Annotated in this window: 19 protein-coding genes; 8 read left to right on the plus strand and 11 right to left on the minus strand. The window is 64.5% G+C overall.

Translation table 11 applies throughout. The annotated features are described in order from the left end of the window. The first annotated feature begins 26 nt into the window (after nt 1–26). Both N5C28_RS19930 and N5C28_RS19935 read left to right on the plus strand, forming a co-directional pair. Nucleotides 27–1,139 (plus strand): AI-2E family transporter, encoded by a 1,113-nt coding sequence (locus tag N5C28_RS19930; protein WP_279824975.1) that lies wholly within the window; start codon nt 27–29, stop codon nt 1,137–1,139. Nucleotides 1,140–1,563: 424 nt separating this feature from the next. Then, the gene (locus N5C28_RS19935; RefSeq protein WP_279824977.1) at nt 1,564–2,064 is read left to right on the plus strand and encodes a DUF417 family protein; all 501 of its coding nucleotides are present in this window, start codon (nt 1,564–1,566) and stop codon (nt 2,062–2,064) included. A 39-nt stretch (nt 2,065–2,103) separates the two neighbouring features. Here N5C28_RS19935 and N5C28_RS19940 read toward each other — a convergent pair whose 3' ends face one another. The 6 genes from N5C28_RS19940 to N5C28_RS19965 all read right to left on the minus strand — a co-directional run bounded on the left by N5C28_RS19940 (nt 2,104) and on the right by N5C28_RS19965 (nt 9,014). Next, complete coding sequence (locus tag N5C28_RS19940; RefSeq protein WP_279824979.1) at nt 2,104–2,991, minus strand: AraC family transcriptional regulator; 888 nt, start codon at nt 2,989–2,991, stop codon at nt 2,104–2,106. Between the two features lie 84 nt (nt 2,992–3,075). Then, entirely contained in the window at nt 3,076–5,316 is a 2,241-nt protein-coding gene (locus N5C28_RS19945) for a xanthine dehydrogenase family protein molybdopterin-binding subunit (RefSeq protein ID WP_279824981.1), read from the minus strand. After that, nucleotides 5,313–6,302, minus strand: coding sequence for a xanthine dehydrogenase family protein subunit M (locus N5C28_RS19950; RefSeq protein ID WP_279824983.1), 990 nt, complete (start codon nt 6,300–6,302; stop codon nt 5,313–5,315). The genes N5C28_RS19945 and N5C28_RS19950 overlap by 4 nt, the downstream gene beginning before the upstream one ends. Nucleotides 6,303–6,304: 2 nt before the next feature. Beyond that, nucleotides 6,305–6,958 (minus strand): 2Fe-2S iron-sulfur cluster-binding protein, encoded by a 654-nt coding sequence (locus tag N5C28_RS19955; RefSeq protein ID WP_279824985.1) that lies wholly within the window; start codon nt 6,956–6,958, stop codon nt 6,305–6,307. A gap of 67 nt (nt 6,959–7,025) precedes the next feature. Further along, nucleotides 7,026–7,934, minus strand: coding sequence for an AraC family transcriptional regulator (locus tag N5C28_RS19960; RefSeq protein ID WP_279824987.1), 909 nt, complete (start codon nt 7,932–7,934; stop codon nt 7,026–7,028). A gap of 174 nt (nt 7,935–8,108) precedes the next feature. Then, complete coding sequence (locus N5C28_RS19965; RefSeq protein ID WP_279824989.1) at nt 8,109–9,014, minus strand: hypothetical protein; 906 nt, start codon at nt 9,012–9,014, stop codon at nt 8,109–8,111. A 282-nt stretch (nt 9,015–9,296) separates the two neighbouring features. Here N5C28_RS19965 and N5C28_RS19970 point away from each other — a divergent pair, with 282 nt between their 5' ends. Both N5C28_RS19970 and N5C28_RS19975 read left to right on the plus strand, forming a co-directional pair. After that, a complete protein-coding gene (locus N5C28_RS19970) occupies nt 9,297–11,096 on the plus strand; it encodes a monovalent cation:proton antiporter-2 (CPA2) family protein (RefSeq protein WP_279824991.1) in 1,800 nt (599 codons plus the stop codon). A gap of 37 nt (nt 11,097–11,133) precedes the next feature. Next, nucleotides 11,134–11,568, plus strand: coding sequence for a GNAT family N-acetyltransferase (locus N5C28_RS19975; protein ID WP_279824992.1), 435 nt, complete (start codon nt 11,134–11,136; stop codon nt 11,566–11,568). 7 nt (nt 11,569–11,575) lie between these two features. Here the strand turns inward: N5C28_RS19975 and N5C28_RS19980 are convergent, their stop codons facing one another. Next, nucleotides 11,576–12,382 carry a pyrroline-5-carboxylate reductase dimerization domain-containing protein gene (locus N5C28_RS19980; RefSeq protein WP_279824993.1) on the minus strand — a complete coding sequence of 269 codons (807 nt, stop codon included), beginning with the start codon at nt 12,380–12,382 and terminating at the stop codon, nt 11,576–11,578. Nucleotides 12,383–12,566: 184 nt separating this feature from the next. Here N5C28_RS19980 and N5C28_RS19985 point away from each other — a divergent pair, with 184 nt between their 5' ends. Then, on the plus strand, nt 12,567–13,007 hold the full coding sequence (locus N5C28_RS19985; RefSeq protein ID WP_279824994.1) for a hypothetical protein: 441 nt from the start codon (nt 12,567–12,569) through the stop codon (nt 13,005–13,007). Between the two features lie 84 nt (nt 13,008–13,091). Here N5C28_RS19985 and N5C28_RS19990 read toward each other — a convergent pair whose 3' ends face one another. Together N5C28_RS19990 and ytfE are read right to left on the minus strand one after the other, a co-directional pair. Beyond that, on the minus strand, nt 13,092–15,371 hold the full coding sequence (locus N5C28_RS19990; RefSeq protein ID WP_279824995.1) for a nitric-oxide reductase large subunit: 2,280 nt from the start codon (nt 15,369–15,371) through the stop codon (nt 13,092–13,094). Continuing rightward, nucleotides 15,364–16,047: an iron-sulfur cluster repair protein YtfE gene (gene ytfE, locus N5C28_RS19995; RefSeq protein WP_279824997.1), complete on the minus strand. Its 684-nt coding sequence runs from the start codon at nt 16,045–16,047 to the stop codon at nt 15,364–15,366. Before ytfE ends, N5C28_RS19990 begins: the two co-directional genes overlap by 8 nt. Before the next feature lie 136 nt (nt 16,048–16,183). Between ytfE and norR the strand changes: the two genes are divergently transcribed. Further along, entirely contained in the window at nt 16,184–17,716 is a 1,533-nt protein-coding gene (gene norR / locus N5C28_RS20000) for a nitric oxide reductase transcriptional regulator NorR (protein WP_279824999.1), read from the plus strand. Between the two features lie 65 nt (nt 17,717–17,781). On the opposite strand, the gene N5C28_RS20005 is transcribed toward norR, so the two are convergent. Together N5C28_RS20005 and N5C28_RS20010 are read right to left on the minus strand one after the other, a co-directional pair. Beyond that, on the minus strand, nt 17,782–19,173 hold the full coding sequence (locus tag N5C28_RS20005) for a diaminobutyrate--2-oxoglutarate transaminase (protein ID WP_279825000.1): 1,392 nt from the start codon (nt 19,171–19,173) through the stop codon (nt 17,782–17,784). A 139-nt stretch (nt 19,174–19,312) separates the two neighbouring features. Further along, on the minus strand, nt 19,313–21,397 hold the full coding sequence (locus N5C28_RS20010) for a TonB-dependent receptor (RefSeq protein WP_279825001.1): 2,085 nt from the start codon (nt 21,395–21,397) through the stop codon (nt 19,313–19,315). A 574-nt stretch (nt 21,398–21,971) separates the two neighbouring features. Here N5C28_RS20010 and N5C28_RS20015 point away from each other — a divergent pair. Continuing rightward, nucleotides 21,972–22,916 carry a TauD/TfdA family dioxygenase gene (locus tag N5C28_RS20015; protein WP_279825076.1) on the plus strand — a complete coding sequence of 315 codons (945 nt, stop codon included), beginning with the start codon at nt 21,972–21,974 and terminating at the stop codon, nt 22,914–22,916. Between the two features lie 9 nt (nt 22,917–22,925). Then, nucleotides 22,926–24,380, plus strand: coding sequence for a condensation domain-containing protein (locus tag N5C28_RS20020; protein WP_279825002.1), 1,455 nt, complete (start codon nt 22,926–22,928; stop codon nt 24,378–24,380). Nucleotides 24,381–24,386: the final 6 nt, after the last annotated feature.

Below are 24,386 nucleotides of genomic sequence, written 5' to 3' on the forward strand. Positions count from 1 at the left end.
GTGGGCCTATAGAGAGGAGGGCGAACATGCAGCCAGTGCCCCAGGACCGGTATTCCTCCCGCAGCCTGCTGGATGTCCTGATCCGCGCGGGGCTGATCGCCTTTCTGGTCATCACCTGCTACGAGGTCTTCAAGCCGTTCCTCAGCCTGATGCTGTGGGGCCTGATACTGGGCGTGACCTTCTATCCCTTGCACTGCCGGCTCAGGACGACCCTGGGCCGCGATGGCGTGGTGGCGACGCTGATCGTCCTGGTGTCGCTGCTGTTGCTGATCGTGCCGGTCTACTTTCTCGGCGTGTCCATGGTGCAGTCCGCCCACAGCGCGCTGGACATGGTGAAGCAGGGCACCTGGCACATTCCGCCGCCCAATGAATCGGTGCTCGGCTGGCCCCTGATCGGCCAGCCGCTGTTCACCTTCTGGCAACAGGCCTCGGTGGACCTGACCAGCCTGCTCAAGACCCTGATGCCCCACCTGCAAGGCGTCGGCCTGGACCTGTTGAGCACGGTGGCAGGCGTTGGCGGCGGGTTCTTCCTGTTTCTCGCCGCACTGATGCTCGCCGGCGTGTTCATGGCGTACGGTGAAAACGGCGAACGCAGTGCGCTGCAGATCGCCTCGCGCATTTCCGGTCCGGACCGTGGGCCGCAGATCGCACGGCTGTGCACCGCGACCATCCGCGCCGTGGCCCAGGGCGTGGTCGGTATCGCGTTCATCCAGATGCTGCTGGTGGGCGTCGGCTTCGTGGTGATGGGCATTCCAGGAGCCGGGTTGCTGGCCCTGTTGGTGCTGTTGCTGGGCATCATGCAATTGCCGGTGGTGCTGATCACGCTGCCGGTGATCGGCTATGTTTTCGCCACCGACGGCGCCTCGGCGGCGACGATCGTGTTCGCGATCTACAGCTTCGTTGCCGGCATGTCCGACAACATCCTCAAGCCGTTGCTGTTGGGCAGAGGCGTCGCCGTGCCCATGCCGGTGGTGCTGATCGGCGCACTGGGTGGCATGGTCACCGGCGGCATCATCGGCCTGTTCGTCGGACCGGTGATCCTGGCGGTGGGCTACATGCTGTTCTGGCAATGGGTGGAACAGGAGCCAGGAAATGTATCGGCAGCGGTGGAGCAGAAGGATCGGGTGGAAACGCCTTGAGCCTTGGATCGTGATTAATGCGGCCAGGCATTTCGTATATGTGATTTAACATAATATACATTATGCGAACTGCAAGGATTGCACCTGGGCAGTCAGAGTCGATTTCATCAGCGCCGCCACCGGCGCGCCGATAAGTCCCGGATGCCGCTTTGGGCCTCCCGTCACGGACGCTTCCCCGATTTGCCTCAACTGCCAGCCGGACTGCCAACGTCCGGCACTTTGCACAAGCTGTCTGCAGCGTTCAACAAATGAAACAAGACGATCTGCATTGAACCCAATACGTCCAGCCGCCTCGAGCACGAACGCAACGGCAACAATTTCATCACTCGCCACCGACACCACGTTGGGTCACGAGCCGTAATGCCTTGAGCTGTCCGGCGCGCTGCCGGGCCATGTTTCTCTCTCGATCTCTGGAGCCTTTCTCATGAAAATCCTGGACACCCGATCCGACAGTTTTCCCAAGCGATTAGCGTTGAGTAGCCATGTCTCTGCAGCCGGCACCTACGGTATCTATGCCGCGCTGGTGATTATCTATTTTTGGTTCGGCGGCATGAAATTTACCAACTACGAGGCTCAGGGACTGGTGCCGCTGGTGAGCAACAGTCCGTTGCTCGGCTGGCTGTATCTGTTTTTCAGCGTCGAGACCTTTTCCAATTTGCTTGGCGTCCTGGAAATCTCGGTGGGCGTATTGATTGCAGGTCGCCTGGTGTCACCCACGCTCTCATTGATCGGTGGCGCGTTGTCGGCGGGTTTGTTCTTCACGACCCTGAGTTTCTTGGTCTCGACGCCTGGCGTGATTGAACCGAGCCTCGGTTTTCCCGGCATCTCGGTCATGCCTGGTCAGTTCCTGCTGAAGGACATCGGGCTGCTTGCCGCGTCGGTTTTCGTGGCCGGCCATTCGCTGGCTGCACTGGAAAGAGGCTGATCAGTGCAGGTCTTGCAGGGAACGCCTGAGGCTGTGTCTTCAGGCCCCCTTCCCCTCCGCTACGGCTAAGTCAGGTTGGCGTATGTCGGATGCACGCTGGCACCGATCCTGCCAGTCCTTCAGCCACTCCCGGGGGCTGTAACCGGTTTTGCGGCGAAAGGCACGGGCAAGCGCCGATGGGCTGTCATAGCCGATTTCAGCGGCAATAAGGGCAATCGGCCTCGCTTCGCGCAGTCGCTTCTGCGCAAGGCTGATACGCCAGCTCAGCAGGTACTCGGCAGGCGTCTGCCCGACCACCGCGCGGAAATTCACGGCATAGGCGGCGCGGGACATGTTCGATTCGCTCGCCAGCTCCGCTACCGACCAGGCCCGCTGTGGCGCCTTGTGCATCTGTACCAGCGAGCGCGCCAGCCGCGAGTCGGCCAATCCGGCCATCGTTCCGGTTCGCAGCTGCTGGTGGTCGAGCAGGTGCCGGAACAACTGAATGATCAACAGCTCGAACAACCGATCCAGAGCCGCGTCCCTGCCGCAGTGGTCTGCGGCGGCCTCCCTGAACATCCACATCAGTGTGTCGGCCAGCATCGGCAGCTCATCCAGCGGCAGCACCATGAAGTCGGGCAACGATGCAGATAGCGGGTTGTCGATGCCTCCTTCGAACTCCATGGCAGCGCACAGCAGCTCCGCACCTAGCGACTCGTCTGCCAACAGCTGGTGTCGATGCGGTCGTGGCAGGAAGATCAGGCTTGGGCGCGTCAGTTCCAGGCGCGTGCGGTCGGGGCTCACCACGGTCATGGTGCCGGCTCGCAGCAGATGGAGATGGCCCCGCTGATCGGCGCCGTCGTATATCGCAGTTCCGCAGAGCTTACCGTTGTAAGACAGGCGCGCCCGAACAGCGAACTGCGAAAACAAGGTGGACAGACGATCCATGGGCCTTTTCTCTGTCAGACGGCGAACGCCTGGCATCATAGAACCCTTTTCGGATGGAACGCGAATGCGTGCACCCTCCTCCTATCATTCAAGCGCAACCAGCCCGGGCAGGAGTTTGTCGACCGTCAGCGGGAACTCTCGAATACGGATGCCTGTTGCGTTGTAGACGGCATTGGCCACGGCCGCACCGGCACCGCATACCCCCAGTTCGCCCAGGCCCTTGATGCCCAGAACATTGGCCTTTGGATCGGGCTCCTCCAGAAACACCACGTCCATTTCTGCGATATCGCCGTTAACCGGTATCAGGTATTCGGCCAAGTCATGATTGACGAAGTGTCCGTAGCGGGTGTCCAGCAGCGTCTGCTCCATCAGCGCTGCGCCGATGCCCCAGGTCATGCCGCCGAGAATCTGCGACCGTGCCGTTTTCGGATTGAGGATGCGCCCAGCGGAGATCACCGACAACATGCGGCGCATGCGAACTTCTCCGGTGTCCATGTCCACTGCGACTTCCACGAAATGAGCGCCGTCGGAATGCTGCGAATAGTTTTTGTAGGTGTCACCCATTGGTCCGGCGCTGCCTTCGGCCTGCAATCCCAACGGTGCGACCCGCAGCATCAGATCGCTGAGCCGCTCCGACCGCTGTCCGGTACTGATCCGGCCGTTGGCGAATTGCACCTGCTCGTCGGTAAAGGGTTCGCCGGCCGCCTGGATGATTCTTTGTTTCAATGCCTGGCAGGCGGCGTCCACGGCCGATCCCGCGCTGGCTGCGCCCCAGGAACCACCAGAACCCGCTGTTTGCGGAAAGCGACTGTCGCCGAGCTGTACCTGCACGGCAGACAGCGGGACGCCCAAGCTTTGCGCCGCTACCTGGGTGAGGATCGTATAAGTGCCCGTACCGATGTCCGTCATGTCCAGGCGAACCTGCACGCGCCCCGTCGCGCCGATGCTTACCTGGGCCCTGGACAGACCCAGATAATTGGGGCGAATGGCCGCGGCCATTCCCATGCCGATCAGCTGCCGTCCGACGCGCACACGCCCGGGTGTGGGGTCGCGGCGCTCCCAGCCAAAGCGCTCCGCTCCGGTTTTCATGCAAGCCAGCAGGTTACGCGTTGCGAACGGCACGCCGCGTTCGGGGTCGAGGTCGGGCTCGTTGCGGATACGCAGCTCGATCGGGTCCATGTGCAAACGGTCCGCCAGTTCATCCATGGCACTTTCGAAGGCCAGCATGCCAGGCGCTTCTCCAGGTGAACGCATCCACTCGCCGCGGTTGAGATCGACCGGCACCAGTCGATGACGGGTCAGGCGGTTGGGGGCGGCATACAGGGAGCGGGCAAATACGGCTGTCTGTTCACAGAACTCTTCGAATCGTGAGGTGGCCGACCAGACGTCATAGCCGATTGCCGTCAGCTTGCCGCTGGTATCCGCTCCCAGGCGCACCTGATGCTGCATCGCCGTGCGGTGGCCTGCGTTGGCGTACATCTGTTGGCGTGTCAGCGCGACGCTCACGGGCCGTTTCAATACCCGTGCCGCCAATGCCGCCAGCACGGCATCGGCATGAATGATCAGCTTGGCGCCAAAGCCACCGCCGATGTAAGGGCTGACAACACGGATGCGTTCCTGCGCGATGCGCAGGGTGTTGGCCATCCCGGCTCGGACATTCGCCAGGGTCTGTGCCGAGGTGTACAGCGTCAGGTCATCACCCTGCCAGACGGCTATGGAGGCGTGGGGCTCCATGGGATTATGGCTCTGGTAGGGCGTTTGATAATGGCCGTCGAACCGTACGGGGGCCGAATCGAACGCAGCGTCGAAGTTGCCAACGGCACTGTCGGTCTGCATGCCGGCATTGGTTCGCGTGGGTGCATAGGCTTCGTTCATCCGTGAGCCAAGATCGTAGGCGCCCCGCTCCTCCGTGTACGTCATCCGGATCAGCCTGGCCGCGGAGCGTGCGGCCTCGAATGTCGTGGCCACCACCAGCGCAACCGGCTCGTCGTAGTAACGCACGTGGTCTGTTGCCAGCACCGGACGGGCACGGGTGAACACCTCGGCGGTGGTCGCTGTCAGGGGCGGCCCGAATGCTGGCTGGGACGGCGCGTTGCGGTGGGTCATTACGTACAGAACGCCCGGCGCCCTCTCCGCCCTGTGCGTATCGATCTTGCTGATCCGGCCCTTGGCAATGGTCGCGCCGAGAATGTAACCGTGGGCCACCTCACCCATTTCCTGTTGCTCATAGGCGTAGAGGGCGCGGCCTGTTACTTTCAGTCGACCATCGACGCGGTCCACGGGCTGGCCGACGGGGCCTTCAATGATGGTTTGATGGGAGGTCATGCTCGCTGCGCCTCTGCTGTCGCCAATGCCTGGCGCAGTGTTCGCCTGGCCAAGGGGATTTTGAAGTCATTGCCACCATGTCCCTGCGCGCCTTCGAGCGCGGCGGCGGCCGCAATCTCATAGTGCTGGATGCTCGGTGGCTGGCCGATGAGCGCCTGCTCTGCAGACACTGCTCGCCACGGTTTGGGGGCAACGCCGCCCAGGGCGATGCGCGCATGGCGCACCTGCGCGCCACGAACATCGAGCACCACGGCCACCGATACCAAGGCGAAGGCATAGGAAGAGCGGTCACGAACCTTGCGGTAGAGCTGCTCGCCGGGCGGTGCCGGTGGCAGCTCGATGGCGGTGATCATGTCGCCATGCGCCAACTGAGTCTCGACCTGAGGGGTATCGCCGGGGAGTCGGTAGAGCTCATCCAGTGCGATGACGCGCGTCTCTCCGCTCGGCGCGAGGATTTCCACCTGCGCGCCCAAGGCACTCATGGCTACCGCCATGTCTGAAGGATGGGCAGCGATGCAGGCCTCACTGGTGCCCAGCACTGCATTCATGCGGTTATGCCCACGCAGCGCGGGGCAGCCGGAGCCAGGGTTGCGTTTGTTGCACGGCATGTTCGGGTCGTAGAAGTACAGGCACCGCGTGCGCTGCAGCAGATTGCCCGCGGTAGAGGCTTTATTGCGAATCTGCCCTGATGCGCCAGCCAGCAACGCTTGGCTCAACACGGGGTAACGGCCGCGTACGCGGCTGTCGGCCGCCAGGTCGCTGTTGCGAACCTGGGCGCCAATACGCAGGCCACCGTTCGCGGTGTCATCGATCCGGGCCAGGGGCAAGCGGCTGATATCTATCAGGTGCGTGGGTTGTTCGATTTCCAGCTTCATCAAATCGATCAGGTTGGTGCCCCCGCTAATGAAGCGCGCCTTCGAATGCGCGACCGCCGCGACCACCGCGTGGCCGGAATCGGTCATCCGTTCGTAGTGGAAAGGTCGCATGATCAGTCTTCCTCGGCGGCGTCGCGAATGGCCGCGACGATATTGGGATAGGCGGCGCAGCGGCACAGATTGCCGCTCATGCGTTCGCGAATTTCCTCATCGCTCAGCATGACCTCCGCGGCTGCGACGTTCGCGCTGACATGGCTGGGCCAGCCGCTGCGTACTTCCTGAAGCATGCCGACCGCCGAGCAGATCTGCCCGGGCGTGCAATAGCCGCACTGGAAACCGTCACGGCTGATGAAGGCGGCTTGCATCGGGTGCAAGGTATCGCCGTTGGCCAACCCCTCGATGGTGGTGATGTCATCTCCCTCATGCATGACCGCCAGGCTCAGGCAGGCGTTGACCCGTCGTCCGTTGACCAGCACCGTGCAGGCGCCGCACTGGCCATGGTCGCAGCCTTTCTTGGAACCGGTCATACCGAGTTGGTGGCGCAGCGCATCCAACAGCGTGGTGCGCGGATCCAGTTGCAATACCCGCTCGCTGGCGTTGATACGCAGCGCCACTGCTCGGGATGGCACCAGGCTGGCGGTGGGCGCTGTGGCGCTCTCAACCGTCTGTCCAAGGGCCTTGCCCCCCGATGCCCAGAGCAGGCTCAGGGTCGCCCCGGCCTGTAGTACGGCACGTCGCGACGGGCGTGGCGGATCCATGTCATCCATGGCGCTCTCCTGAAATGAACGGCAGGCCGCCAGTATCTCGCAGCGCATGGTGCCGTTCTTTCAGGTATCAGGTAGCGCGTGTCAGGATTCCGTCAGCCTGTTGTCGGTAAGCGTTGGGCGTGGTGCCCGTCAGGCGTTTGAACGTCGAGGTGAAGTGGCTCTGGCTGGAAAAACCCAGTTCGAAGGCCATGCTGACGATGGGCATAGTACTGTTTCGCAGGAGGCTTTCGGCCCGATGGATCCGGCGTTTGATGACATACATATACGGCGCCATGCCGGTCTCGGCCTTGAAATGGCGGGCGAACGTATCGACCGGCATATCGGCGATCCGTGCCAGTTCGGTCAGCGAAATGCTGCCCTCCATACGCGCGTCTATGTAATCGGTCAGTCGGATGATCAGCGCTCGCCCCAGCCGACCGTTGTCCTCGTTTGTATCGGCCCGGCCCAGGCGCAGGCCAACCAGTGCAACCAGATGTTCCAGATAGCTGGCTTCGGGAACGTGCCCGCCTGTCATCTCCATGCTGAGGGTACTCAGTAGCGAATGGATAATGCTGTCACCGCTGTTGACCCGCATTGGCAGGTCGGCCAGGCGCGGGCAGCCGGGGAACTCCAGTGCTGGATCGATCCAGAGCGCGGTGTAGATCAGGTCGGCATCGCGGAAATATCCGCTGCGCTCCACCCCTGCTGGCACGAAGCTGAGTGCACCCGGCCGGTCTCTGCCTTCGTAGGTGAGTGTCGAGCTGCTGCGGATATGGGTCGTGGCCGTCGCCCCACGTTCGGTGAGGATCACTACGTGCTGGGGGGCGCTCCAGCTCAGCTCGGCTTCGCGACAGGCCCAGCGGCGGTGGTCGATCGTTACCAGGCCGTCGAATAGCGCCGCGGATTGCAGCGCCGCCCCTTCGGCCGCGCTGGCACGGATATGCCCGGTGCCGATACGGGGTTCCAGCGACACGGACTCAACCTGTTGCGACGACATGGGCACCCTCGTTCAAGCTGGCGATGGCTACGACTCAAAGACATTCCTCAACTGTCCATTCGGACATGGCGCATCCGGGTTGCGAGTCGCAGGGGGTCTATATTGCACAAGGTCCGGCGCGGGTGTCTAACGCACAGCGGAGCGCTCTAGCGCCCGACCCTTTGACACTGGGCTTCAGGTGATGTTGTGCCAGGTGTTTCCATCCGCGCTCCAGCACTGGTGCCGTCGACCGGTAGACAACAGCGCGCCATACCCGGCATGCAGTTGTCCGCAGGTAATGCCTTCGCCCAGTCCCATGTTCACGAGCTCCAGCGGCTGGTTTTCCTTCAGGCGATAAAGCGCGGTTTGAGTCGCAACGTACACGTTGTTCGCGAACGCCTGCACATCGAAGATGTCGTCACGCAGGCCGGTGTTCTGCTCCGTCCATTCGCCCTGGTTGAACACCATCAGCACGCCTTGCTTGCCGACGGCGATGACGCGACCGTCAGGCAGCACGTGCACCGCATTGAGGATCTGCGTCGTCGGTGTGGGCAATCGCTCCCAGCGGCCGTGCTGACAGCGCCAGGTTTCACCGTTGAAGCCGACGGCGAACAGGTCGTTCTCGCTCAGGCCGTGGATGGCATTGAAACCCACGATGTCCATATCGTCCGAGTTCTGCAGCACGCCGTCGTCATGGCGCGCCCAGGTGCCGTCGACCGCGCGTCGATAGACCTGCCGGCTCATGCCCACGGCGTACACACTCGTTCCGATCGTCTGCATGTCCCGAATCGCACCGTGCACATCCGGGCCTGAGCCGACCGGTGCCACGGTGGTTTCAACCATGCCATCCGCCGATGCGTGAATCAGGTGGCCATCGGGACCGATAGTGACCACTTCCAGGCGTTGTTCTGCGCCAATGTGCTGGGTGGTCATCCGCGTGATGTAGTGGCCCGTGTTGAATACGGACCGCTCCTTTCCAGGCATCTGCCACTTGATGATCGATGCATTGGGCGCACCGGCATCGCTCAACTGATCGATCTGGGCCACGGCGCGAAAGGATTCGGCACTTTGCACGTAACCGTACAGGTAGCTGTAACTCATGGGACTCCATTCCTCATTGTTGAACCGCCATGGTTCATGGGGGCTGCGAATCTAACAAGAAACAGCGTCGTGGATGCCCAACGGCGGTCAATCTGATAACGCGTCGGCATAATCGGGTGCCAGGCGACCACCCTGCTCGCGCCCTGCCCTTTGTGGATCGTCCCTCTATAAGTCAGCGTGGCCGGAAACAGCCGTTCTTAACGCTGGCATCACCCGGCACGGCTCCCTATGATGGGCGCTTGTTACACAATGTTTCGCGATCGCATACCCTGGAGTTCCCCCATGCCTCATGACGCCAGCCTGTTGCAGGCTGCGGTTGTATTCCTGTTGGCCGCTGTCATCACGGTTCCCCTGGCCAAACGGCTGCAACTCGGTGCGGTGCTGGGCTACCTGGCAGCCGGTGTGCTGATCGGGCCGTCGGTGCTGCGCCTGATCGATGATCCGGAAAGCGTCAGCCATTTCTCCGAGCTGGGCGTGGTGTTGCTGCTGTTCATCATCGGCCTGGAGCTGTCGCCACGGCGGCTGTGGGTGATGCGTAAATCGGTGTTCGGTGCCGGCCTGGCCCAGGTGCTGCTCACGGGTGTGGTCATCGGTGGCGTGGCGTTCTGGGTGTTCCGGCAGCCGCTCAATACCGCCATCGTGCTCGGGCTTGGTCTGGCGCTGTCGTCGACGGCCTTTGGCCTGCAACTGCTGGCCGAACGCAAGGAGCTGGCCAGCCCCCACGGTCGCCAGGCCTTCGCCATTCTGCTGTTCCAGGACATTGCCGCCATCCCCCTGATTGCCCTGGTGCCGGTGCTCGGTGGCGTGCACACCGATACCGGCAATGGCACGCAGCAGCTGCTGCTCGTGGTCGGCAGCATCGGCGTGGTGGTCATTGGTGGTCGCTACCTGCTGCGCCCGGTGTTCCGCTTCGTGGCCAAGGCCAAGCTGCAGGAAGTCTCCACGGCCACGGCGCTGCTGGTGGTGATCGGCACCGCCTGGCTGATGGAAATGGCCGGGATTTCCATGGCCCTGGGCGCGTTTCTGGCGGGCCTGCTGCTGGCGGATTCGGAATATCGTCACGAGCTGGAATCGCAGATCGAGCCGTTCAAGGGCCTGTTGCTGGGGCTGTTCTTCATCAGCGTGGGCATGAGTGCCGACATCGGCCTGTTGCTGCGCGAGCCGCTGGTGATCCTGGGCTTCACTGCCCTGCTCATCCTGCTGAAACTGCCGATGCTGTTCGCCGTCGGCCGCCTGCTCGGCGGGCTCACCCGGCACAGCGCCCTGCGCCTGGGCATCGTGCTGGCGGCCGGAGGCGAGTTCGCCTTCGTGGTGTTCAAGATGGCCAACGACAACGGACTGTTCGATGCGCGCCTGCACGATCAGCTGGTACTGACCATCACCCTGTCCATGGCCGTCACGCCCTTGCTGGTCCTGGCCCTGGCGCGCTTGAGCCCGCCGCCGAGCGTGGCCAAGGCCGTGCCGGACGAGTACCGGCAGATCGACAACGACACGCCGCGGGTGGTGATTTCCGGCATGGGGCGCATGGGCCAGATCATCGCCCGGGTGCTGCGTGCCCAACGTGTGCCATTCGTGGCCCTGGACACTGCGGTGGATGTCATCGATTACTCGCGCAGCATCGGCCACATGCCGATCTACTACGGCGACCCGCTGCGCCCGGAAATCCTTCGTGCCGCCCAGGTCGACAAGGCGGAGTTCTTCATCATCGCCACCGACGACGCCGAGGCCAACCTGCAGATGGCCGAACAGCTGCGGCGCCTGTACCCGCACATCAAGATCATCGGCCGCGCCCGCAACCGCCAGCATGTGCACCGTCTGCAGGACCTGGGCGTGATTCCGGTGCGGGAGACCTTTCACTCCAGCCTGGAAATGAGTCGCCAGGTGCTCATGGGCCTGGGGCTCGACGACGAGCAGGCCACCGCCCGTGTGCGCCGCTTCCAGCGTCACGACGAGGCCGTGTTGCAGGCCCAGCATGCGGTGTATGACGATGCCGCCGCGGTGATCCAGACCGCCCGGGAAGCCCGGGCCGAACTGGAAACGCTGTTCGATAGCGACCTGATCGAGGCACGCGGCGTGAAGTGACGCCGCCCCGCTCTCCTCCCTGCCACGAGGCCTGGCCATGTTCACGATCCGCGTGATGACGATGGATGACTACGACGCGGTCATCGACCTGATGCAACGCACGCCCGGGATTTCCATCCGTGAGGCGGACTCCCGGGCGTCGACCGCGGCGTACCTGGTGCGCAACCCGGGGCTGAGCTTCGTGGCCGAGGCTGACGGCACGCTCTGTGGTTGCATCATGAGCGGGCACGACGGCCGTCGGGGTTATTTGCAGCACCTGCTGGTGTTGCCGGCGCAGCGGCGCCAGGGCATCGGCCAGTCACTGGTCGAGCACTGCCTGGCGGGCCTGGAACGACAAGGCATTCACAAATGCCACCTCGACGTGTTCAAGAGCAACGACACGGCGGCCCGCTACTGGCAGGGCCAGGGTTGGCAGTTGCGCCAGGACATCGACCGCTACTCCTTCACCCGCCCCGGCAAGGAAAACGCCTGACGCGCCATCAGTCAGGCTTGAACAGCTGCGATTCGGCGACCTTCATGGCCGCGCCCAGCCCGGCGTTGACGCAGCGTTCCAGGCCGGCGTCGCGCATGCCCTGGATGCCCGCGGCGCTGACCCCGCGGTAGCCGATCAGGGCATCGAGCAGCTCGTCGAACCCTCTCTGTTCCGTGATCAGTTGGCTGGCGTGCACCACCACGCCCGCTGCGGCTCGCCGCGCCACCGCTTCCGGCAGGCCCTGGGCAATGGCATTGTCGAACAGCGCCTGCGCCAGCAATGCCGGGTAGGACGGGCCGGTGCCGACCAGCCCGGTGAGGTAGTTCAGGTGCGCCTCGCTGAAGACTTCATCCGCCTGGCCGCAGGTGTCGAACAGCGCCTGCACGTAGGCGCGGTCCTGCTGCTCGACCTCGGCGCTGGCCAACCATGGCGTATGGCTGCGGCGGATTTCCAGGGCCGCATTGGGCATGGCCCGCACGATCCGGCGGCAGCCCGTATGGGTTTGCAGGTCACTCAGGGCGGCCCCGGCGACCAGCGAGATCAGCAGCTTGCCCGGCGCGTCGAGGCGCAGCGCATTCAGGTCTTCGGGTCGAACCGACAGGATGATCACGTCGCTGGTGTCGACCAGTGCCTGGTTGCTCGCGGTGATGGCCACGTCAGCCAGTGATGCCGGGGCCTGCGCCCACACGCCGGTGCGGTTCGACAGCGTCAGTGCGTCGGGTGTGATGAATCCGCTGTCGACCAGCGTCTGGGCAATCGAGCGGCCCAGCCAGCCCGTCCCGCCAATGATGCCCACTCGGGAATGTATCGACACCCCTCTCCTCCTCTCGTATCGGTTGATTGCGCGTCACTATAACCACCGGCGGCGCCGCCAGGCGCGTTGAGATTGATCCGCATCAACAGGCGTTTCGCCAGGTTGTCCATGATAGGCGTGGACAATGCCTGGGCCGGTTTCGCCGGCTGGGGACGCATCGGTCCTGCCAGGCTGAGGAGGCAATGTGCTGTACCTGTCGTTGAAATTCGTGCACCTGGCGGCCGCCGCCTGTTTCATTGGCGGCGTGTTCTTCGAAGTGATGATTCTCAGCCGGGCAACCCGTGCCCTGGATGACGGCAACCGCGAGCGGTTGTCCAAGGCCCTGGGGCAGCGCGCCCGCCAGGTCATGCACTGGGTGGTGCTGGCCCTGTACGGCGCCGGTGTCGGGTTGGCCTGGCATTACCGCGCGGTGCTGCGCGAGCCGCTGGCCAGCAGCTTCGGTACCCTGCTCGCCCTGAAGATCACCCTGGCGCTGAGCATCCTCGGGCATTTCCTGTTCTTCGCCTACATGCTGCGCAGCGGCAGCCTGACGCCGCAACGTTCGCGCTGGCTGCACCTGAGCGTGCTGACGCACATGCTGGGCATTCTGTTCCTGGCCAAGGCCATGTTCCTGTTGAGCTGGTAACTCCCTCTTCCCTGCACCTCCTCCATAAAAAACGCCCGGTTCGCTGTAGGGCGGACCGGGCGTTCTGTCTAGCGCTGCAACGTATCAGCGCTGTGGCTGGATACCTCCCCGCGGGACTTCACTCAGGCTGCGGTCTGCCGTGGAGAACACGCCGCTGACCACCTGCCAGGCGACGGCCAGGGCGCCGACGATGAACACCACGTCGCCGAAGGTCCGCACCCAACGCAGGGTCTGCAGCAGCTCCTGCTGCATGAAGGCTTCGCTGCGGGCGTACCACAGGCCTTCGCTGACGCTGGCATGGAACTGAATGAGGCCGATGGGCAGCAGGCTGGTGAAGATCATCAGCACCAGGCCAGCATTCAGCCACCAGAACCCCACCTTCATCAGCCGTTCGTTGAACTGCAGGTGTGGGCGGATGTAGCGCAACACCAGCAGGGTGAAGCCGATCGCCAGGAAGCCGTACACCCCGAACAGCGCGGCGTGGGCGTGCACCGGCGTGGTGTTGAGGCCCTGGATGTAGTACAGCGAGACCGGTGGGTTGATCATGAAGCCGAAGACGCCGGCACCCAGCATGTTCCAGAAGGCCACGGCCACGAAGCACATCAGTGGCCAGCGCACCCGTTCCATCCAGGCCGCACGGGCCTTCAGGCGCCAGTTTTCCCAGGCCTCGTACCCGAGCACCACCAGCGGCACCACTTCCAGGGCACTGAAGGTCGCGCCCACTGCCATCACCGGCGTGGAGGTGCCGGAGAAGTACATGTGGTGGAACGTCCCCGGCACCCCGCCGAGCATGAACAGCGAGGCCGAAGCCAGGCTTGCGGTGGTGGCCGCACGCTGGGACACCAGGCCCATGCTGGAGAAGATGAACGCCAGGGCCGTGGTGGCGAAGACCTCGAAGAAGCCTTCCACCCACAGGTGCACCACCCACCAGCGCCAGTACTCCATGATCGACAGGTGCGTGCGCTCGCCATAGAACAGGCCCGCCCCGTAGAACAGGCCGATGGCGATCACCGAGGCCGACAGCAGGGCCAGCAGGTTCTTGTCACCCGGCTGGGCAAAGGCCGGCAGGATGCCGCGCAGCATCAGCACCAGCCAGAAGGCGATGCCGAGGAACTTGCCGATCTGCCACAGGCGGCCGAGGTCCACGTACTCGTAGCCCTGATGACCGAGCCAGAAATTCCACTCCGCCGGCATGATCTGGGCAATGGCCAGGTAGTTGCCGACGAACGAACCCAGGACCACGACCACCAGCGCCCAGAACAGCACGTCGACGCCAAGCTTCTGGAGTTTCGGGTCCTTGCCGCCGTTGATCAGCGGCGCCAGGAACAAGCCTGCCGCCAGGAAGCCGGTGGCGATCCAGAACAGCGCGCTCTGGATGTGCCAGGTGCGCAGCAGCGAGTACGGGAACCACTGCGACAGCGGGAAGCCATAGAAATCCTGGCCTTCCACCGTGTAGTGGGCCGTGGCGCCGCCGAGCATGACCTGGAAGCCGAACAACCCCACCACCAGCAGCAGGTACTTGCCCAGGGCCTTCTGCGACGGGGTCAGGCCGGCCAGGGTCAGCGGGTCCTGCGCCGGGATCACCGGCCCCTCCTCCTCGTGGTCACGCAGGAACGCCCAGGCCCAGACCAGGAAGCCGACCCCGGCGATCAGCAGGATCACGCTGACGATCGACCACACCAGGTTTTCCGCTGTCGGGGTGTTGTCGATCAGCGGCTCGTGGGGCCAGTTGTTGGTGTAAGTGGCGTGGGAGTCCGGGCGTTCGGTGGCGGCGGCCCAGGCGGTCCAGAAGAAGAACTGGGTCATCTGCTCGCGCCGGCTGGCGTCGGGCAGCGTGTTTTCCTTCATCGCGAAGCTCTTGCGGCTCGACTGCAGTGCCGGGTCGTTGCCGAACAGCGCGTCGTAGTAAGCCGCGGTTTCGCGCACGGCGGCGACACGCCGCTCGCTGAGGGTCAGTACCCCCGCCTCCACCCGGTTGCCACGGTACTCGCGCTTCAGGCGCTGGCGCAGCATGGCTTGCACGTCGTCATCGAGCTCGGCGAACGGCTTGCCGAATTCGTCCTGGGCCGCCAGGTCGAGCCAGGTGCTCAGTTCGCGGTGCAGCCAGTCGGCAGTCCAGTCCGGCGCCTGATAGGCACCGTGGCCCCAGATCGACCCGAGCTGCATGCCGCCGACGCTCTGCCAGGCCGTCTGGCCATCGAGAATGCCCTCGGCATCGAACAGCACCTGGCCGCTCGCGCTGACCACCTGCTCGGGAATCGGCGGTGCCTGGCGATAGACCTCGCGGCCGAACCAGCCGAGCACGCAGAAGGTCACGCCGAGGATGGCGATCAGCGTCCACCAGAGTTTGCGGTACTCACCCATGGTGCACCGCCTGGCCCAGGGCCCGTGGGAACAGCACGTTGTTTTCCAGGTGGATATGCTGCATCAGGTCCTGGCGCAGCTCGTTCAGGCCCCGGTACAGCGCCTGCCAGGTGTTGCAGGCGTTGGCCGGCGGTTGCATGTCGTGGGTCAGCGCGACGACGCGGTCGAGGGCCTCGCCATGCTGGTCGTGTTCGAAGCGCATCACCGAGATCGGCCCGCCGGCCATGGCGCCGCCACCACGCAGGATCATCGGGAACAGCACCTGCTCCTCCTTCTGCATGTGGCTTTCCAGCTCCTGCTGCATCTCCATCAGCAGCTCGGTGAGGCCGTTCGGGCAATCCGGGCGATCGCCATGGACCTTCTCGACCCGGACCGCCAGGCGGATCAGCTCGGGCAGTTGCTCGCGGTGGATGGCGTGGTAGCGCGTCAGCAGGTGGTCGATCAGGTGCGCCGGGGTGGCATCCTGCCAATGGTCTGCCTGTTCGCGCTGCGGGTCGAGTTCGAGCAGGCGATTGCGCACATCGTGGGCGTCGACGCCGCGTTCATGCGCCGCCTGGCGCAGGCTCTTGGCACCGCCGCAGCAGAAGTCCAGGTGGAATTCGTGGAACACCCGGGTGGCCCCGGGAATGGTGCACGCCAGGTGTCCGAGCGTGTCGTCGAGCAGTTGAGTGGCCATGGAGGTCTCCTTGTCAGGCTGGGCTCGGTACCTCCATCGCAAACAGCGTGCCGTCACGGACATTGACGTAAATCAAGGGATTGGGCGGCGAACGGGTTTAATTTACCGGTGACTCTTCAGGTAATGGATACCCGAAATGGTAAATCTCACCCCGCTCCAGAATGCCCTGCTGGCTGATTTCGCCAGTGAATTGCCCAAGGCGGTTCGCCTGCAGCGCCTGGTCGTCAGCCTGCGCGAGGAATTCGCCTGCAGCGCCGTGGTGTTGCTGCGCCTGGATGGCGAAAGCCTGCGACCCCAGGCGGCGGTCGGCCTGGCCCACGAGGCGCTGGGCCGGAGCTTCCTGCTGGCCCGCCACCCGCGACTGGGTCAGATCCTGGCGCAGCGCGAGCCCCTGCAGTTCGCTGCCGACTGCGAGCTGCCCGATCCCTATGACGGCCTGCTTCAGGAAAGCCCCGACGAGCCGGTGCCGGTGCACGACTGCATGGGCATGAGCCTGTACCTGGACGGCAAGCTGTGGGGGGCGATCACCCTGGATGCGATGGTCCCCGGCACCTTCGTCGCCGCCTCCGCCGAACGCCTGCAACGCTGGGCGCTGCTGATCGAAACGGCGCTGCGCATCGGCCGTCTGGAGGGCGAAGTCCGCAGCCTGCGCCTGGCGCGCCGCGAAACCGTGGAAAGCGGCAACGAAGTGAATGGCGCGATCCTCGGCGAAAGCCCGGTATTGCATCAGTTGCTCGACGAGCTGGCGGTGGTCGCCGACTCCGACCTGCCGGTGCTGCTGCAAGGCGAAACCGGCGTCGGCAAGGAACTGTTCGCCCGCTGGCTGCAGGCGCATTCCGGTCGTTCCAGCAAGCCGCTGGTCTACGTGAACTGCGCGGCGCTGCCGGAAACCCTGGCCGAGAGCGAGCTGTTCGGCCATGTCAAAGGCGCTTTCTCCGGCGCGGCCCAGGACCGCCCCGGGCGCTTCGAGGCCGCCAATGGCGGCACCCTGTTCCTGGATGAAATCGGCGAGCTGCCGCTGTCGATCCAGGCCAAGCTGTTGCGCGCCCTGCAGGACGGCGAAATCCAGCGCCTGGGCGCGGATCAGCCGCGCCATGTCGACGTGCGGGTGATCGCCGCCACCAACCGCCGGCTCTGGGAGGAAGTGCGCGAGGGACGCTTCCGTGCGGACCTCTACCATCGCCTGTCGGTCTACCCCGTGCACATCCCGCCGCTGCGTGAACGTGGGCGTGACGTGCTGGTTCTGGCTGGGCATTTTCTCGAACTCAACCGGGTGCGCCTGGGCATGCGCTGCCTGCGCCTGTCCTCAGAGGCCGAGCGGGCCCTGCTGAACTACAGCTGGCCGGGCAACGTGCGGGAACTGGCCCATGTGATCAGCCGGGCCGCGCTAAAAGTGCTGAGCCAGGCCGAGTCGCGCACCGAACTGCTGACCATCGAGGCCAACTGGCTCGGCCTGGACGGTGCCGCGGTCGTGGAAAGGCCATCGACGCCGGCTGTCACGCCCCTGCAGTCGCCCTACCCGATGCAGGACGCCATGGACCATTACCAACGCCAGCTGATCCAGACCACCCTCGCCCACCACGGCGGCAAATGGGCGGCCGCCGCCCGGGCCCTGGTGATCGACCCGAGCAACCTGCGCAAGCTGGCACGCCGGCTCAACCTGATCTGAAAAACCGGCCCGCAGAAACGACGAAGCCCCTGCCTGAGCGGCAAGGGCTTCGGGTCGGAACGGTCTCAGGCCTGCAGCGACTGCGCGGCCTGGAACAGGATCTGCCCCACGTGCTCGATTTCCGCTTCGCTGATGATCAGCGCGGGCAGGAAGCGCACGGTGGCGCCGTGGCGCCCGCCCAGCTCGACGATCAGCCCGCGCTCCAGGCAGGCCCGCTGCAGACGTCGGGCACGGTTGCCATCGGCCAGGGGTTGCCCCAGGGTGTCGCTGTTGGCCGGGTCGATGATCTCCATGCCCAGCATCAGGCCGCGTCCGCGCACATCGCCGATCCAGGCGAACTCGCTCTGCAGGCCGCTCAGGGTCCGCTGCAGCTTGGCCCCGACCTGCTGCACATGGCGGATCACTTCCTGTTCGCGGATGAGCCGCAGCGTGGCCGCGCCGGCCGCCATGGCCAACTGGTTGCCGCGGAAGGTACCGGCGTGAGCGCCAGGTTCCCATTGGTCCAGCTCGCCCCGGTAGACCACCACCGACAGCGGCAGGCCGCCCCCGATGGCCTTGGACAGGGTGAGCACGTCCGGGGTGATGCCGCTGCGTTCGAAGGCGAACAGGTCGCCGGTGCGGCCGATGCCGCACTGGATTTCATCGAGAACCAGGGGCACGCCATAGTCGCGGGTGATCTGCCGCAGCCCCTGCAGCCAGCGGTCCGGCGCCGGGATCACCCCGCCCTCCCCCTGGACGGTTTCCAGAATCATCGCAGCCGGCTGGGTGAGCCCGCTTTCCGGGTCGGCCAGCAGGTGGCGGATGTAGTGCAGGTTGGCGTCGATGGAGGCCTCGCCGCTCAGCCCGAAGGGGCAGCGATAAGCGTGGGGATACGGCAGGAACTGCACCCCTGCCATCAGGCCGCCCAGTGATTTCTTCGGCCCCAGGTTGCCGCTGAGCGACAGGGTGCCGAGGGTCATGCCGTGGTAGGCACCATGAAACGCCAGCACGTTCTGTTGCCGCGTCGCGGTGCGTGACAGCTTGATCGCCGCCTCCACCGCATCGGCGCCGCTGGGGCCGCAGAACTGCACGCGGGCGTTGCGGGCCAGGTCCCCCGGCAGAATCTCGAACAGCTCCTGCACGAAGGCATCCTTCACCGCCGTGCTGAGGTCCAGGGTGTGCAGCGGAATGCCCGAGGCCAGCGTCTGCTGGATGGCTTCCACGGTAACCGGGTGATTGTGCCCGAGGGCCAGGGTGCCGGCCCCGGCCAGGCAGTCGATATAGACCTGCCCACGGGAGTCTTCGACGTAAACGCCCTGGGCCCGTTTGAGCTCCAGCGGGATACGCCGGGGGTAGCTGCGCGCGTTGGATTCCTGGGATTCCTGGCGTTGCAGGAGGGGGGTGGTGTCCAGGCAATAGCGCTCGGAAAGCCCGCTGTGCCGGCGCTGTAGCTCACTGATGGTATCGGTTGTCGCCATGACTGCATCCCCCGCGATGGATGAAAAGGACGTTCTCTGACAACACTCACCTCAGGGCAGGAAGAATCAGGCGAGACCAGACAACGTGTATGATTGCCCAGCGCCGGCTGGCCGCGCCTTGCACGCGGCCAGCCAGATGTCAGAAGTCGTAACGGGCGGACATGCCAAGCGTCATCGGTGCGCCAACGTCCAGCAGCGCGTCGCTCTGGTTGTTGGTGATGTAACGCTCGTCGAACAGGTTGCGTACGTAGCTGCTGACGGTGAGGTTCTGGGTCAACGGCAGTTCGGCGTTCAGATTGACCAGGACCACGCTGTCGTTGCGGCGTTCGCCGGTCACCTGGCGTGCACCGTTCACGTCGAAGTTGGAGGTGCTGCTGCCCTGGTAGACGATGTCGCCGCCGATCAGCAGGCCGTTGTCGAAGGTGTAGTTGGCGCCGAGGTTGGCCATCTTCTTGGGCGCGAAGACGAACTCGCGACCGCTCAGGTCGACACCGTCCCGCACGAAGCTCTCGTACTTGGTGTCGTTGTAGGCCGCGCCCACGTTCACCAGCAGCTGTTCGGTCACCAGGTACTCGGCGGAGAGTTCCAGGCCGATCATCCGGCTTTCGGCGGCGTTGGCCACTTCCGAGGTGCCCGCAGCGATATCGAGGAACGAGACCTGCTGGTCCTTCCAGTCGGTGTGGTAGAGGTTGGCGCTGGTACGCAGGCGGTTGTTCAGCCAGGTGCCACGCCAGGCCAGCTCGAAGGTGCTGGTGAATTCCGGGTCGTAGGACGAATGGCGCGCCCGGGTCCGCACGTTCACGCCGCCGCTGCGGTAGCCGCGCTGCCAGGTCAGGCCGACCAGCTGGTTTTCCGTGATGTCGTAGCTCAGGCCGATCTTCGGCAGCAGCTCGTTGGAGCTGATGCTTTCGTCAACCAGCGGATCGGGTACTGCCACCAGTCGAGTGGGGTACTCGATCTCGGTGTCGTTTTTCTCGTGTTCCCAGCGCAGGCCGGTGATCAGCTTCCAGTTGTCGACGAATTCCCAGTTGAGTTCGCCGAAGACCGCCTGGCTGTTGATTCGGGTTTCGGCCTGCATGTCCAAAGCCTTGACGGTGCCGTTCATCAACTGGTCGTCGATTTCACCTTTGAAACGCCCCAGGTAGACGCCCATTACGCCGGTGACCCGGTCGCCGTTGTAGCCCAGGCGCAGTTCCTGGGTACCCAGGCTCTGTTCGTGGTGGCGCGGTGAGGTCTGGGTAAGGGTCGGCAGACGGTCGAAATCGAGAATGGAATCGTACTTGGACCAGGTCCCCGAGGTGATGCTGGTCAGGGTCCAGAAATCGTCCAGGCGCCAATCCAGCTTGGCGGTAGCGGTGTTCTGGTCCAGGGTGTTGTAGGTCTCGGTGTTCTCGTACAGCTTGAAGTAGTCGGGCTTGCCACGGCGGGCGGCAACGGCGTTGACCCCGCTGCGTTGCTGGGTACGGGCAACGGTCAACAGCAGGTCGACATCGTCGGACGGCAGGATCAGCAGCTTGCCGCGCATGTTGGCCGTGCGCAGCAGGTTGGCGTCCTGGTTGCGGGTTTCGTTGCGGATGTAGCCATCGGCTTCCTGGTAGTCGATGGCCAGGCGGCCGGCGATCACGCCATCGACCAGCCCACCGCTGGCCACCGCCGAGGTGCCGCGCTCGCCGTACTTGCCGGTGTTGCCGCGAACGGAAAATTCCGGGTCGAAGGTCGGGTTCTTGGTCCGCATGATGATCGCGCCCGCCAGCGAGTTGCGACCCTGGGTGGTGGACTGGGCGCCACGGTAGATCTCGATCTGCTCCATGTCCCAGAGCGGCAGCGGGTTGTGGGTCAGCAGGCGGTTGACCTGCAGCGCATCGTCGATATAGACGGAAACGGCGCCGTTCATGGCCGCGGGGCCCTGGTCGTCGAAACCGGTGACTGGAATCCCGCGGATCCCCCAGTTTTCGTTACCGGACTGGGCATACACGCCCGGCGTGCGGTCAATGACGGACTGCAGGTCGTGATCGCCGTGGGTGCGGAGGTCCTCGCTGGTCACCACCGCGACGCTGGACAGCGTCTCGCGCTCGGTGCGCTGGATCTTCTCCCCGGAAACCACCACTTCCTTGAGTTCGATGACGCCGTCCTTCCTGCCTTCCTCTGCTGCCATCACCGGTGCGATGGCGAACAGGCTCGATGCGACGGCCAGTGCCAGCGTTTTTTTCTTGAAATTATTCATTGCCCTGCGACTCCACTCCATCTGAACCATTTGAAGCAACACTGCTGCATTGGCAGTGCGCTCCCCCTCCCCCAAAAGCTTCAGCCAGAGAACCCCTGAAGCGACAAATGGGAAATATTATCGATTACAAGAGAATTTGCAATCTTTACAATTGAATGATTATCGTTACTAATTAGTGTCTGTGACTGTCATGTATCGGGATCGGTGCTACACCTAATGGCGCTTTACCTGCCACACACCTCTGGACCAGAGGAGGAGCTATGAGCTGTCGTCTACAGGGATGCACGACCACGACCCGCAATGCGCTGCCGCCATCGAAGACCGCACGTGCCCTGCGCGCGCCCTTGTGCCTTGCCAGGCTCCCTGCCGTTCTGCGTGTTCCCGATCCATCGCCAGTCAATCATTCGACAGAGCAGCGTAGCCTGCTTTGCGCATTTCGCCGGCCGCTCGACGCCGAAACTCCCCGGGCCAGGCGGTTCGCTGCCCTGCCCCCGCGAAAAAGGTATGCCGCATGACCCAGGCAGCCCCTGTCACGGAATCTTCATTCCATTCGTCGGTTACCGCCGCCCAGTCCCTGGACGGCTGCGCCGTCGCCCCGCTTTTCGGTGAGCAACCCTTGCCCCTATTGGTGCAAAGCCTGGAGCGTCGTTCCATCCATGAGCTGAGCGACGCGATCAAGGCGCTCGCCGTGGCCACCCTGGAAACCACCGGCGGTGTGCTGTTTCGCAACTTCACCGTGGCCACCCCACTGGATTTCAAGCGCTTCGCCAGCAGCTTCGGCCAGCCTTTGGGCACTTACGAGTTTGGCTCCACGCCACGTAGCAAGGTGTTCGCCGGGGTCTACAGCTCCACCGAATACCCGGCGCACCAGACCATCCCCCAGCACAACGAACAGTCCTACACGCGGCAATGGCCGGGGCGCATCTGGTTCCATTGCATGACCCCCAGCGAGTCCGGTGGTGAGACGCCGATCACCGACAGCCGCCTGGTGTACCAGCGAATCGACCCGGCGATCCGCGACGAGTTCATCGCCAAGGGCCTTCTTTACGTGCGCAACTACAGCCGCGCCCTGGACCTGCCCTGGCAGCAGGTGTTCAACACCGAGGACCGGCAGAAGGTCGAGCAGTATTGCCGCGAGCAAGGCATCGACTGGCGCTGGACCGACGACGGTGAGCTGAGTACCCGCCAGCAGTGCCAGGCCGCCGTGCAGCACCCGGTGACCCGGGAATGGGTGTGGTTCAACCAGGCGCACCTGTTCCATATCTCGGCCATGCAGGACGACCTGCGCCAGACCCTGATCCAGGCCGTGGGCCAGGACCAGTTGCCGCGCAACGTCTATTTCGGCGACGGCTCGCCGATCCCGGACGACGCCCTGAACGCCATCCGCGATGTCTACGCCCGCACCACCGTGGCCTTTCCCTGGCAGAAGGGGGATGTGCTGATGCTCGACAACCTGCTGGTCGCCCACGGCCGCAACCCCTTCGTGGGCGACCGCAAGGTCATCGTGGCGATGGCCTAAGGACGCGAAATGACCAAGCACTACCCTCCCCTGGTCGCCCTGGGTGAGTCGAACGCAGCAGGTGTCCGCCAGTCCTTCGCCCAGAGCCGCCTGTGGTTCCTGCACCAGATGGCGCCCGAGCGGGCCCAGCACAACATCGTCACGCGCATGACCCTCAGTGGCGTGCCGCTGGACGCCGCGCGCCTCGAACAGGCGCTGAATGCCGTCTGCCAGCGCCACAGCGTGCTGCGCAGCTGTTACCGCACCACTGCCGACGGGCAGGAGCAATGGGTGCCCGCGGCCTTTCGCTTTCACCTGGAGACCCTGGACCTCACCCCGCTGCCGCCCCAATCCCGCGACAGCGCGCTGCAGCAGTACATGCGCGATGACCTGGCCAAAGCCTTCGACCTCGAGCGTGGCCCGGTGTGGCGCGCCAGCCTGGTCGACATCGACGCCCAGCGGCAGGAGCTGATCATCACCCTGCACCACATCGCCTTCGACGGGCGCTCCGGGGAAATCCTGCTGCTGGACCTGATGCACGCCTACGCCGAACCGCCCTCCGGCGTCGCCTCGCCGGCCCCGCTTCAATACGGTGATTTCGCCGCCTGGGAACCGCACTACATGACGCCGACGCTGATCGCGGAGGAAGTGGCGTTCTGGCGCGATCACCTGGCCGGCATGCCGGTCCAGCTGGCATTCGCGGACCGTCCGCGGCCCGCCGGTCCGGCCAAGGCCGGTCGCCACGCGGTGGCGCTGCCGGCAGACCTGGTCGAGCGCCTGAAGAAGGCCGCCCGGGCCCAGCGGCAACCGCTGTTCGTGCTGCTCGCGACCCTGTTCAATGTCTGGCTGCGGTATGTCAGCGGGCAGTCGCGCTTTCTGGTCGGCACCGACGTGCACGGCCGCGACCTGCCGGAGCTGGCCGACATCTTCGGCTTCTTCGTCAATCAGCTCACCCTGACGTGCGAGCTGGCGGACGACACCACGCTGGCCGAGCTGCTGGTCCAGACCCGCCACAGCATCCGGCAGGCCCATGCCCACCGCCAGTTGCCCTTCGACCTGCTGGTGTCGCACCTGGCACCGCAGCGCCAGGCGGATCGCTCCCCGCTGTTCCAGGTCAAGTTCAACTACCAGCGTGATCGCTTCTGCAGCCATACCTTCGGCGATGCCCGGATCACCCACACCCAGGTGCTGCAGGACCTGGCGGGTTTCGACCTGGTGCTCGATCTCATGCACCGTCGGGACGAGATCGAGGCGACGCTGGAGTACAACCAGCACCTGTTCGGCGCCGAGGAAATCGAGCGCCTGAGTGCCGTCTGGCTGCACCTGCTCGACCACCTCGATGGCCTGCTCGACCAGCCCATCGAGGCCCTGTGCGAGCATCTGCAGCGCTGGAACGACGCCCACCTGCATCAGCAGCAGAGTCAGCAGGCCCGCCAGAGCCGCACGCGGCTGGCCTCCACCGTCCGCCGCACCGTCAGCCTCTAGAGCCCG

The sequence above is a fragment of the Pseudomonas sp. GD03944 genome (assembly GCF_029839275.1).
Classification (GTDB): Bacteria; Pseudomonadota; Gammaproteobacteria; order Pseudomonadales; family Pseudomonadaceae; genus Aquipseudomonas.

Coding starts and splice junctions, on each gene's coding strand:
- norR (WP_279824999.1), top strand. CDS start 16,184: ATGGTAAATCTCACCCCGCTCCAGAATGCCCTGCTGGCTGATTTCGCC.
- N5C28_RS20005 (WP_279825000.1), bottom strand. CDS start 19,173: ATGGCGACAACCGATACCATCAGTGAGCTACAGCGCCGGCACAGCGGG.
- N5C28_RS19960 (WP_279824987.1), bottom strand. CDS start 7,934: ATGTCGTCGCAACAGGTTGAGTCCGTGTCGCTGGAACCCCGTATCGGC.
- N5C28_RS19990 (WP_279824995.1), bottom strand. CDS start 15,371: ATGGGTGAGTACCGCAAACTCTGGTGGACGCTGATCGCCATCCTCGGC.
- N5C28_RS19950 (WP_279824983.1), bottom strand. CDS start 6,302: ATGCGACCTTTCCACTACGAACGGATGACCGATTCCGGCCACGCGGTG.
- N5C28_RS19970 (WP_279824991.1), top strand. CDS start 9,297: ATGCCTCATGACGCCAGCCTGTTGCAGGCTGCGGTTGTATTCCTGTTG.
- N5C28_RS20010 (WP_279825001.1), bottom strand. CDS start 21,397: ATGAATAATTTCAAGAAAAAAACGCTGGCACTGGCCGTCGCATCGAGC.
- N5C28_RS19935 (WP_279824977.1), top strand. CDS start 1,564: ATGAAAATCCTGGACACCCGATCCGACAGTTTTCCCAAGCGATTAGCG.
- N5C28_RS19955 (WP_279824985.1), bottom strand. CDS start 6,958: ATGGATGACATGGATCCGCCACGCCCGTCGCGACGTGCCGTACTACAG.
- N5C28_RS19965 (WP_279824989.1), bottom strand. CDS start 9,014: ATGAGTTACAGCTACCTGTACGGTTACGTGCAAAGTGCCGAATCCTTT.
- N5C28_RS19930 (WP_279824975.1), top strand. CDS start 27: ATGCAGCCAGTGCCCCAGGACCGGTATTCCTCCCGCAGCCTGCTGGAT.
- N5C28_RS20020 (WP_279825002.1), top strand. CDS start 22,926: ATGACCAAGCACTACCCTCCCCTGGTCGCCCTGGGTGAGTCGAACGCA.
- N5C28_RS19940 (WP_279824979.1), bottom strand. CDS start 2,991: ATGGATCGTCTGTCCACCTTGTTTTCGCAGTTCGCTGTTCGGGCGCGC.
- ytfE (WP_279824997.1), bottom strand. CDS start 16,047: ATGGCCACTCAACTGCTCGACGACACGCTCGGACACCTGGCGTGCACC.
- N5C28_RS19975 (WP_279824992.1), top strand. CDS start 11,134: ATGTTCACGATCCGCGTGATGACGATGGATGACTACGACGCGGTCATC.
- N5C28_RS19945 (WP_279824981.1), bottom strand. CDS start 5,316: ATGACCTCCCATCAAACCATCATTGAAGGCCCCGTCGGCCAGCCCGTG.